This is a genomic window from Synechocystis sp. FACHB-383, assembly GCF_014698605.1.
Taxonomy (GTDB): Bacteria; Cyanobacteriota; Cyanobacteriia; order Cyanobacteriales; family Microcystaceae; genus Synechocystis; species Synechocystis salina.
Genome location: NZ_JACJTJ010000016.1, coordinates 32,023 through 45,088, shown reverse-complemented (window position 1 = coordinate 45,088; position 13,066 = coordinate 32,023). Strand labels below are relative to the sequence as shown.

Sequence of the window (13,066 nt, the reverse complement as noted above, 5' to 3'; positions counted from 1 at the left end):
TGTCCCGTTTCTCGTTTCAATTTAAGCAAATCCTGAACGGTCGTTTTGCTTACTTGAAACTGCTCTGCTACTTTTCTAATTGAGGTTCCACCACCTTCATAGGTCTTGACTATCCTTTCTCTTAGATCAACTGATAGAGCTGGCATTTTACTTTTCGATGAACTCCCCTGAATATTTGTCCCTCATTGTACCACCTCGTCATAGAATCCGCCGTAGTCGATGCAATTTTTAACAAAGGTGAATCTATCATTGGTGCATTATCTACACCTCTAAAAATTTAATTTCTGCGGAGATTGTTAATATGACCCTCAATCTTGCTAACGGTCTTTCCGCTATTACCACTGACTTTGCTGGAATAACCCATGTGGTCTAGGCCCAGGGAGACAACCTTTGGCACGCTGTCTATGATCCCAATTCCGCTAGTTGGATCAATGCCAGGGCGATCGCCAATATTACTGGCCAGTCCATCAAAAGCCTGAATTTAACCGTCGAACCTCATTTTATTTGTGGAGCCTGGCCTGAATGAGTATAAATTTATCTAATCGCCTTTCTGCCGTTGTTCAAGACAGTGCCGGAACGAGTCATATTGTTTGGCTGGAAGGAACGAATATTTGGCACGCTGTTTATGACCCAGTTTCTCAGACATGGAAAAACGCCCAGGCCATTGTCGATACCGCTGGTCAGCACATCCGTAGTCTTAACTTGGTTGCCGATTCAGGGTTAATTGTCGAATCTGGAACAAGCAATAATACGCTGATTCCAGGTCTGGCCGTGGTCTATCAAGAAGGCCGGGAAAACGACAGTAACTTTTTCTATACTGCGGCTCAGTACGACACTTCTGGCAAACTGCAATGGCTCGACACTCCCCAAGCCCTGACAGCAGATCAAGTTGGCGATTTAGAACCTCGGGTGGTAGTGGATAACGGTTTTGTGACGGTGGTAGGGCAAAAAGTTGATCTCATCAAAGCCCAAAACCAAGCCATCCGAGAAGATGCGGATTTATACTCGCAAACGTTTCAAATTTACAGTAACCAATTCCCGACAACGCCGCCGGCCCCAGTTACGCCCATTGCTGCTTACACGCCCCAGATTAGCAAAAATGGTGTCATTCAAGGCAACTATATTGTCGGTGGCACAACCACAACAGCGACGTTAGCCAATGCCAATTACCAGCCTTTTACCCAAGCGGAGGCTCAGAGTGCATTTCAAGGATTTGGGGCAAATTGGTCAGTCTCTCAAACCTTTGACACTAATTTATCGAACTTACAATTCTTGAAGGGAATGCCGGTTGTTCCCCAGTTTTTGCTTGAGCCTATTTTTAAGAAATTCAATCTATCAGGAACCCTGCTTGGCTCATCGGGCAATAACCCTAATCTTTCATTTTTTGGCGGCGGTGTCAGTACGGAAGGGCTGTTGCTCAATGCCTCAATGACCGTTCAGTTTAATGAAGATGATTCAGAAGACGGGGAGAATTCTAATGACGAGACAGGGAGTGCTGGCAGTAGTTTAAATCCGGAAGAAAACACCACAAACCTAACCTACAAACCGGAAACATCCATTTCTGTCATTGCCGCAACTCTTTATACCTTTGATACATCCCCCAAGCAGGGTTCTTCCTCCTATCCCTTAAGTGTTGAAACGGGTAGTCTTGGCTTAACGGCAGGTTTTACCTTTCCTTTACCCATTGAAGGCACACCATTTGTTTTTGATTTATTAGGCAGTGCTGGCCTGGGGATGCAGTGGCAATTATCTCCCAAAGATCCGCAAACCTATGTCTCTCCCGTTGGTGCGGTGTTATCGGGTGATAATTCGGTTCTTACAACCTTAATTAGCATTCCTCCTGTTGGGGCTTTAGCTGCTGTTGGCCTGGCGGTTGTCTCTGATATTGCTGAAATTGGAGAGTTGATTTTTAATGAGTTCGACCAGGACAACATTGAAGCTCTAGAACTGGAATCATTCTTGTTTTCTGTTCCTTTGTCGACTGGAATTGATGGTGGTGTTAAAATTCCTTTCATTCTTGAACTTGTCCTCGGCGGTCAGGTGAGTTTGGCTGGGACAGTTGGCACTACTCGAGCAACGGATGGCACCTTTCTGTTTGACCGGAATATTACCCTTGGTTTTCCTCTAAATTTAACCTTTAAAGTTCTGGGTTTTCTCGGCGGCACAGTGGGTATCTATCCGACTTGGACTTGGGGTGATGATCCCAGTAGCAGTGATGCAGCCACACTAAATCAAGCTACTTTAGAAACAACTCAGGCCAGCAATTCTCCCACTGCAATCGTCAAAGGGCCGCTATTAGAAATTCAAGGCTTACAAACTAACGGCACTCCCCAGGCCACAGACTTCCAAGTTAGCGTCAAAGACCCTCTAAGCAAGAAAATTACGACAATTCCGGTGTTTGGGGTTTTAACTCGGGACAATACCACTATTCTCAGGCTTGAATCGGCGATTCCGCAAACAGCCTTAAACGATCAGCCCTTTTCAAAAATTACAGTTAGCTATCAAAATAAGACGCCGATTCCTGTTGTTAATCAATCGGCCAATACGTTTACCTATAACTACAATCCCATCAGTGGCACAGGCAGTAATTACCAAGTCACGGATCAGCAAGTTATTGTCGCTTTTAATGCCACTCTAAATCCTAACATTACTCCCGATTTATCTCGATTTCAAGTTACCGATGCTAATGGTAATGGTAATTTAATTTCAATTAACTCCGTTAGTGTAGCCCCTCGTAGCGTGGTCTTAACTCTATCTGGAAATTCGAGCAGCACCTATAGCGTTAATTATTCGAGCAGTAGCGGTTCTGGAAATGTATTAACCACAGAAGATAATGTTGCAATTAGTGATTTTAATATTGCCAGTAATACGCCACTAAACACCGCTGGACAAGTAAATCGTACCTATAGCAATGTATCAGGAACAACCGGAAATACAATTACAACTAACCCCCTTCTCGGTAGTACGGTTGCCCAAGATTATGCTGAGGATAGCCCCCCTGCTTTAGCTGTAACTAATGATAATGATGGTGTTTTACTGGCCTGGAGTAGTGATACCCCGCCGATTACTCCCATTTCTGCCTTATTATCGGGAACACAGATTTTCCTCACTTTTGCTGACACTCTCCAAAATCCAAGTAATACCAAGGCCACTAGTAATCCGTTTACAGTTCTAATTAATAATCAAAGTGCTGAAATTCAGGATTCATCCAGCTCAGATAATTATGTTAAAATTACGTTAAATTCAAGTACTGTTATTAATGCTGATGATACAATTTCGTTCAGTTATAGCATTGATTCAACACCAGAAAATAGCCTCTATAATCTTTACCTTTCTGATGCCACAGATTTCGCCTTGTGGGTGCCTGACTTTACCACGCCTGTGACGCAAGCAGCTAGTTCAACCAATGCCCCAACGCTATTAGAAGCAGTGGCAATTTCTAATGTCATTACGCTCACCTTTGACCAACTCCTTTCATCTAGCAATTCTCCTGGCGGGAATCAATTTATCGTTACAGTCAACAATTCCAATAATTTTATTACTGTGAATGATAAAGTAGATATTGAGAATAATTCTGTTATTTTGCCCTTATTAGAACCCATTGGGCAAGGCGATATTGTTACAGTTAGCTATATTTCTGGTGATGGCATATTAGCTAATAGCAACAACATTCCCGTTGCTCCCTTTACTACGAGCGATATTCTGACCACATTTACCAATCCTGGGACGGTGATTAAGACACTTTTAGCCACCCCCAGCACCTCAAGCGTTAGTATTGCCTATCCAAGCTCAATTATTGGGACAAGTGGCTTAAATTACGATCCAGCAGTGTATTTTGACCAGGCCACAAATCAGGTATTTGCTGCTTGGGTAAATGTTGATAGTAGCCAAATTCAGAATCAACTCATCCCAGGCCAATATTATAGCAACTTAGAGATTATTACCCAGGCCCTGCAAAGCTCAACTATTTACTTTTCTGTTGCCTCTTTAGATGATCTTGGTGATCTTGGCCCCAACGCTCAAATCATTCCTTGGTCAGTGGCCGCCCCCATTCCCCAGCAAGCAGGACAGAATACCAATGTCACGCTTGGCCTGGGGCCTGATGGTTCGATTATGGCGGCCTGGTTAAATACCATACTGAATAATAATGGTACGCCCGTTACCACGATTTACTACTCTAAGTTGAATTCAAGCTCTGGGTGGTCTGAACCTGCTCGCATACTTCCCGACATTAACCCCGATCCCTTTACGCCCCTAACCATTAGTACGATAAATCAACAACCAGCAATTTTCTGGACTGAATCTGCCCCAGCATCCTATCGCCAATTAGTCCGTAACGCTGATCCATCGGTTTACTTACGTCTGGGAGAACGAACTGGAACGGTGGCCCGCAATAGTGGTCAGTTTCAAGCCGCAGCTAATGGCACCTATAGCGGTACTTTTACTCTGGGGGAAATGGGGGCCTTAGAAACTACCAGTAATTCCGGTGATCCCAATCCTGCCGTGTTGTTTCAAGGTGGGGGAGTAACGCTGAATCAACCTGTTCCCCTGACCAACAACGCTTTTGCGATTGAATTTTGGTTTAAGTTGCCCAATTTACCTCAGGAATCTATCAATTTAGTTTCTGCACCTGGATTATTTGGCCTGGGCCTGGAGGTTGATCCCAATGATCCTAATGCGCCGCCGAAACTTACCTTTGGCCTGGGTAACGACGATGATACTCAAATTCAAGCTAGTGAAACCTTAGCCACTGATCTTTGGTATTACGTTGTTGGTACTTATGATGGCTCAAGTCAAAATCTTAGTTTGTATCTCAATGGTGTCTTAGCTGGGACAGTAGATGATGTTGAATTTGATTCGTTTCCGACATCTGCGGCCTTGACTTTAGCAGGGGCTTCTACGGAGAATAATCCGGTTTATTTAGATGAAGTGGCATTTTACCCCAAGGCGTTAACGGCTTCTGATGTCAATGCAGGGGATTTAACTAGCCCAAACTTCCAAAACCTGACGGGGAGCCAAATTCTCGAGATCATTGCGGGCACGAATCAAATTGGTAATCACTATGCCGCCCAATATAACAAACCGATTCCCCCAGGCCCGAATACTTACTATTCCGTTTTGGATGGTTCAAGTTGGCAACTCCCTAGTCAAATTAACCCCACACCCGCAATCGTTCCCACCCAGTTAGCCGGGGCCAATATCCCTGTTTTCGATTTAGTCTCTGCCACTGCCGCCCAGGCCAGCACCATGATTGCGCCCAATGGAATTGCTGATGCCGTTTATCAGATTTCGCTTTCTAATCCAAACTTAACTATCAGCGGAATTAAAGTTACTAGTGGCAACCAGGCCTGGGCGATTGGCACCGATAACACTGGCACAGCACTAACGGGTAATCAGCTTGGCCTACTTTTAGGAGATACCCTACTCAACAGTCTTAATCCCGAGACATCAACCTTTAGCTATCCAATTCAGGGATATACCGAAAATCTCTTTTTGTTCATTGATCCCGGCAGTTCCAATACTCCTCTTGGGGCAGTTGACTATACGGTTTATTTCGACGGTGGTAATACCATTGGACCAACTTCTGTTGCTCCCTATCAGATCAATTCGGCAACAATGGGGCCAGGTCAAACCGTCACGGGAACGGCAACGGTTACCGAAGCCAATGACTCCTCCCTAGCCCTGATTGATAGTGGTTTTATTATTGATTCCGATAATCCGGCGATCGGGTACGTTCTGGCCAGTGCATTTAATTCCGATGGTAGTTTGGCATATGTGGCAGTGGGGAATCGCGGCTATAGCGACAGTCAAGGCAACCTTGGCAACAATGGTACAGTGCAAATCCTTTTTGGTGGCAGCGATATTCTCTCGGGCAGCGGCTCACTAAGTACCAATGATCTTAATGGTAATCCCGATGGGGTGCTAATTACCAATATTCAAGATGCGGGGGATAATAACCGAAATCTGTCTCTTTCCTTAGCCACGGGGGATATTGACGGAGATGGCATTCCTGATTTGGTAATTGGTGCGCCCAATGTAGGTAAGTTTGCCGGGGCTGTATATGTCATCTATGGCAGTTATCTCAACAGTCAAAAGGGCCAAAAAATTGATGTCACAAGCCTAAGCACGACACCGAATAGTATGGGTTTTGCGATCAATGGCAGTAATGCGGATGATTTAGCGGGCTTTTCAGTAGTCGTGGGGAACTTTGATGGGGATGACTACGATGATATTGTTTTCGGTGCGCCCTATGGCAAAGATAGTGACGGAAATCGGGTTGGCCTGGTTTATCTAGTCCCTGGTTTTGCCCAGGATAATGCTCCTGATTCGATTAGCCCTACTGTTATTTATACAGGCCAAAGTTTTGAAATTCCCAATCCCCAACCGAATCCACCCAGTCCAACCCTAACAGTGGGGGAAGGGGCCGGCTTTGCCCTAGGAGTGTCACGACGATTGACTGGGACTAATTCCCCATCTACATTTACGGGTAGTACGACCACAGATGATCTTTTTATTGGTGCGCCGAACTATCAAATTCAAGTCGCGAATCAGTGGATAAATCAAAGCAATCTCCCAGGCCAAAACTCACAAAACAAACAAAATCAACAAATCACATCAGACCTTTTTCCTAGTTCCAGTTATGTTTCAGCCGGGGCCGTTTATGTCTATAACTCTAATCAAGGCTTAAGTCTTAACACAAATCCTTGGGCCATCTATACCGGGCCAGCCATTCCCAATGCTCAAGGCACTGCCACCAGTTATTTTGCCGGAAGTGTGATTGGCTCTGGTTTAAATATGGATTTGGATGGAGATGGTCGTCAAGATTTAGTCATTGCAGGGCCTGGGGCCAATACTAATACAGGGCAAGCCTTTGTGATTGCTGGATCTACTGCAACTCCATCTGTAACAACAACTATAACAACTACAACAACTCCATCTGGAACAACAACTACAACAACTACAATAACTCCAGCAAATCCAGCAACTCCAACAACTTCATCTGTAACAACAACCACAACAACTACAACTCCAACCCCAACAACTCCATCTGGAACAACAACTATAACTACAACAAATACACAAACCTTAAATACAGTCAGTAACCTCGTGATCAATGGTGGCCTGGCTGGGGGCAAAACAGGAGCAGTTATCACCTCACCGGGAGACTTAAATGATGATGGCTACCAAGACTTCTTAATTACTGCTCCCCAAGGGGCCAATGCCACAGGTCAAAGTTATGTTCTGTTTGGGCCGCTAGATTTAAGTCAATTCGGGACTATTTTTGATTTAAATGTCACCGCTAACGACAACAAAACCACATTTTTACTTAACGGTAATCAACCTTTCCAAGCCACGGGAACCGCTGGAGTAGGAGTGGGAGATATTAACAATGACGGCATAGATGACATAATGCTCACGGCTCCATTGGGTCAACAACTCTATGCCGTTTATGGACATCCCTGGTTAGCGGACGATGGCAGTATCAAACTAGCTGATGTTTCCTCCAACAATGGTTTTGTTATTGATGGTTACCAATACTCCCTGGCCACCAGCCCCTTTGGGTATGTACTCGCCTTTGCTTTAATTTATAACGACTCCAATGAGTTAGTCACTGCTGAGTTACAGATGATTGCTCCCAACGGGGAAATTGTCTGGCAAACAACCGATTCAAATGAAGAATCAGAAGTTACTCCCGAAGCCTACGCCATTATGCAAAGTGATGGCAATCTGGTTATTTATGGCCAGCCGGCGGGTGATATAATTTGGGCTTCTGGCACTAACGGCAACGATGGTGCTGTCCTCAAGTTAGCTTCAGATGGTGGTCTGTACATCGTTGATCCCCAGAATAATATTGTTACCAATGGCACTTTAAATTCAGCAAACCCCAGCCTGATCAGTACCGCCGTAACCCTCAACGAAAATCAAGAAATTACCACAAATTTAGCAACTTTTTTACTCAATGGAGAAATTGGTTATTTACTGGTTTTTGTCTTAGTTCAGAACGAGTTTAATCAGTTAGTCTCCGCTAAATTGCAGTTAATTTCCGCCACTGGTGAACTCGTTTGGCAATCAAATCCAGGGGAGGGAGTAAAGGTTACTTCAGAGGCCTATGCCATTATGCAAAGTGATGGCAATCTCGTTATTTACGGCCAACCAGGGGGAAATTCAGGTGATGTAATTTGGGCTTCTGGCACCAATGGCAATGATGGTGCAGTCCTTAAGTTAGCGTCAGATGGTGGCCTGTACATCGTCGATCCCCAGAATAATATTGTTCCTAATGGCACCCTAAATTCGGGGAATATAAGCCTAATTAGTACTGCTACTACATTGAACATTGGTGAAGTAATTACCACTGATGTAGATACTTTTTTGCTTAATTCAGAAACGGCAGGAAGTCTATTTGGCAATGGTCGCAATGTCGTCATGCTGGGGGATATTAATGGCGATGGCTTTGCGGATGTGTTATCTGGAGGCAGTTCTGCCGGTGGCGTGGTTGTCTTTGGTAATAGCACTAAAGATTTACTCGATGCGGCAGTGGGCACCGATGATTTGTTAATTTCTATTGATGGTGCGGAAGTAAAAGAATTTGTTGCTCTGGGAGACTTTAACGGCGATGGATTAGCGGATTTTGGGGTTATTGACAGCAACAATAACTTTTATACAGTGCTTGGGGATCCTAGTTTAGGGACTCAAGGAAATTTGGAGTTAAATGGAAGTCCCCCTAACATTACCAATGTTACCCAGGCCTGGGCAGTGGGAGATGTTAACGGTGACGGCTATGGTGATGTCGTTTTACAAATTGGCAATCAAAGTCAGCTTTATTGGGGCAACGTATCTGGTGAGTTAGCTCAATCAATTAACATAACCGTTTCTGCAGGTTATCCTGGTTCTTTTACCGGCATTGATATTAACGGTGATGGTGCCAACGAAATTGTCGTAGGTCAACCAACATCAAACCCAGTGTCTAATATTGGAGGGTTTCAAGGTAGTTGGCAATATTTTTCCTATGAGTCTAACTCTCTCACGATAACGTCAACCCTCACTCCCCCTAATACTCCTATTTCGCAACCTCTTGCTCCTGATGCTTCATGGACTCAATATTCTTTGAGTGATCAAGCCACTAACCTAACCACTTCACTGGCGATTCTAGATGGTTGGCTCTATCAGGCTTATTTTGGAACTAATGGAGGAATATTTCTACAACGAACTCGAGATGGAGTCAACTGGCAAGATCTAACCGAACTGTCCACGAGTACATTTGATGCAAAATATCCTGCTTCAATCGCAGCCTTTAATGGTTCCCTTTACTTAGGATTCACCGATAACAATCAGCAGGTTTGGGTTGCTGAAGGAACACCGATAGCATCATCTAGTTCGAATCCTATTGGTCTTCAATTCAACTCTCCTATAAAGATTAATCAAGCATCTAACAATGGCCCAACACTAGTTGCCTTTAATAATGAACTCTATGTTTTCTTTATTGAAAATGATTCTGATGACTATATCCTCTACACCAGTTCTACTAATCCTGGTAGTGATAGTGATTGGTCTGGCAACACAACTCTGACAATTAATAACGAAGTTCAAGCGAGTGATCAGCCGCTAAGTGCCACTGTTATGCCCGGAGAAAATGGTATTGCTACCTTAGCAGTTGCATATAAAGCCAAAGGGCAGAGCTACCCTTACACTGCGACAATCACTCCAGATAGTCCAGGAAATTTGGGTAACTGGCAAGTTTCTTCTCTATTAACTCAGGCTGTTACAGGCTCTCAACCATCCTTAATCGCGGTAGATGGAACATATTATTTATTCTTTGCCAATTCTAACGAGAGAGACCTGGAATATATTACCTCTACAGATGGCATAAACTGGGATGTCACCGAAACAATAATTGGCTCCTCAACTGATCTTGTTGGTGTATCTTCAGCTCTATTTAATCAAAGCTTGATCTTGTCACAAGTAAACCAAGATGGATTTAATTTTGTTACTTCAAAACCCTTTTTTGAATCGAATCAAGCCATTAATTTAGGTCAACAGGTTTATCATATTGGCGACTTTAATGGGGATGGCCTGGCTGACTTAGCTGTTTTAGCTCCAGGTTACCGAAATTTACTCACTCAGGACATCATTGCTTATAACGGCATTAATAACCTTGGGGGAGTTTTTATTTACTATGGAGATACGAATGGCATTGCCAGCACAGCTTCCCCCGACGTGGTCTTAGCCGCACCAGATTTACCAAGTGAAACCAACTTTGCACTGTTAGAGATTACGGCGATCGGAGATATGAATGGCGATGGCTTTGACGATGTACTTATTAGCTCTCCCCTTACCACCATTGTCGGTTCTCAAAACTCTTCTGCCAACGGAGCTCAGGGGGTAAATTGGGTGGTCTTTGGCGGTACCCACTGGGGTAGTCAATATAACGCAAATTCCCCCTTTGGATTAGGAAAATTAGCTGAAAATCAAAGTAATAGTAGCCAAAATTTTAATCCCTATGGCTTTGTGACAACAGGCCTACCCGGTTCCCAAGCGGGTATTTCTATCAGTGGTGGGGCCGATGTAAATGGGGATGGCTTTAGTGACTTCATCATGGGAGCGCCGGGGGCCCTGGATAACCTTAGTTACGTTCTCTTTGGTAGTGATTTCACTTCCCAAGTTAATCAGATGGGCACCATTGGCGATGATGTCATGCTGGGCACTCCCACTGGGGAAATTTTCATTGCCGGCCAAGGGGACGATATTATCTACACCAATGGCGGCGTTGACGTGGTTTATGCCGGGCCTGGCGATGACCTAGTTACAGTGAGCGATACCAATTTCCGCCGTTTGGATGGAGGGAGTGGCACTGATACCCTCAAGCTGACGGGTTACAACGGGCAAGCCTGGGATTTAACTACCCTCTCCCCAGGACTACGGTTGCGAAACTTTGAAATTATTGATATTCGCAATTACGGCGCTAACAACCTGACTCTGAACTCATTAACGGTGGTGAAGTTATCCGGCAATAACCAAGTTACGGTGTTAATGGATGCCAACGACACCCTTAATTTAAGTGCTGATTTTGAGGCAGATGGAACGGAATATCGTAACAGTCAAAAATATTATAAATATACTTCCAAAATTTCAGCGGCCGTTGTTTTAGTTAATCAGCCACAAACAATAACGTTCAATGCAGATAGTTCTAATAAACCAGTTCTAAATACTATTCCCACTGCTCAGCCCCTCAATTCCACCTTATCTGATAGCACTGCAACAGCTAAGCTTCAGGACTTTGCTGTTACTGCCAACGGTTTAATGTCAGGGCAAGCCACTCGTTTATTTGTTTCCAATCCCAAGGTATCAGAAGCTAGTGGTGAAGCCCAGTTTGTCGTTGAGCGCACTGGAGATTTAGACAAATATGTGTTGGTCAGTTACATCACCCAGGACATGAGTGGCAAAGCTGGCGATCGCTATTTACCCATAGCGGGACAGTTAATATTTAATCCTGGGGAGAACCAAAAAACCGTCACAGTTAAAATTCCTAATGACTTTGTTTATACCGGCGATCGCCAATTTGGTCTATTGGTTTCTTTGCTAAATGATGGTTTGGAGGCAGGAGATGGGGACTCTGCTTTTGCTTTAGCTGGTGATGCCAATGGTGCCCAGATCCGTCGTTGGAACTACCTGGCCGGGGACTGGGATAACAGTGTCATGAATGGCTTGATTGATTTCTCCACCACGGTTAATTCCGGCCAAGCTCAGATTAATTTGAGTGTTGAAGGGCTAGCCGAATTTAACGACTTTTTTAGTTACGATCCCCTCAGTCAAACCTATCAATCCCTGATATTTAATGATGAAACAGGGGCCCGGTTCACCAATTTAGATAACTCAAATGGCATTGGCGGAGTAGAACTTAAACTTTTGGACGGCGATCGGGGTGATGCCGATGGTATAGTTAATGGTTTGGTGGCAACTAATGGTTATGTGGGCCGCACCATCCCAGGCTTAATTAGCAATAATAACCGAGTTTTTTGGGCTCCCACCAATGCCGATGGGCAAGTGCAACTCAGGTTAATCAATAGTCCCTCACAAAACTATGAAATTGGTTGGGTTCCAGTGGATAGTGCCGATGGTGCCATTGATGGTTTACTTCCTGATGATCCGGGCTATGAGGAGGCCGCTTTGGCCCGTAAACAAGTTGTTTTTAGTGATCAAGCCAATGCCTCAGCCCAGGCTTTAACCCGTAGTTTAGCCCGACAAAGTTTTACTGATATTGAAGCTTTTGCGAGGACAGAATCACAATTTTTTGGTAGCTTTAGTAACTCTAATTTAGAAGCTAATCGTTACTATATGCTCTATAGTCAACAGGGAGAAGAAATCGCTTTTTCCATTGATGCTCCACTAATGGTTGAAACAGATAGTCGAGGTTATCATCAGTTAGATTTTAATGGCATTACTACAGAAATTGCTTCCAAAACTTTGGTTGTACCAGGAATTTTAAACCAGACTGTGACGGCAAATGTTTCCATTAGTCGTGCGGGGGCTTACGAAAATCTTATTGTTCTCTACAAAGTGGATAGTCTGACCGGGGGCATTGATACCGATGGCGATCGCCAGATTAATTTAAACCCAGGGGATGGAGGCTATTTACAAGCGGCATTAACAAGGGCCCAGAATCCAGCAACGGGGCTAAGCTTAAACGCCCCTGACGAGTTTTTTAGCACTACTCAAAAGACCATCAGTTTGTCGGGCAACAATATGTATGGCATGGCGATTATTCCCAACTCATCCATTGAAGAAGTGTTAAGCAAAAATCCCACTAACGATCCGACCCTTGGCCCTGTGGCGCTTTTTTCCTTTGGGGCCGCTAACCCTGGCGGCATTAGTCATATGTCTCGTTTGGGCAGTAATCTCTTTGGTTTCGAGGATATAGTGGGAGGGGGTGACCTTGATTACAATGATGTAATCATAGAGTTTAGCTACAAAATTTGATGCCCCTTGATAGTAGTTAATTTATTAAGAAACTAGATGAGGTGAAAGCCTCACGTTCAGTTTTGAATACAAGTACTTCTTGCGAGATAAC

1 protein-coding gene is annotated in these 13,066 nt (G+C 44.3%); it reads left to right on the top strand.

The window, feature by feature from the left end; all coding sequences use genetic code 11:
- The first annotated feature begins 522 nt into the window (after window positions 1-522).
- Window positions 523-12,975 carry a SwmB domain-containing protein gene (locus H6G45_RS19415; protein WP_242018031.1) on the top strand — a complete coding sequence of 4,151 codons (12,453 nt, stop codon included), beginning with the start codon at window positions 523-525 and terminating at the stop codon, window positions 12,973-12,975.
- Window positions 12,976-13,066: the final 91 nt, after the last annotated feature.

Excerpts from the sequence above, each read along its gene's own strand:
- H6G45_RS19415 (WP_242018031.1), top strand. The coding sequence starts at position 523 with ATGAGTATAAATTTATCTAATCGCCTTTCTGCCGTTGTTCAAGACAGT.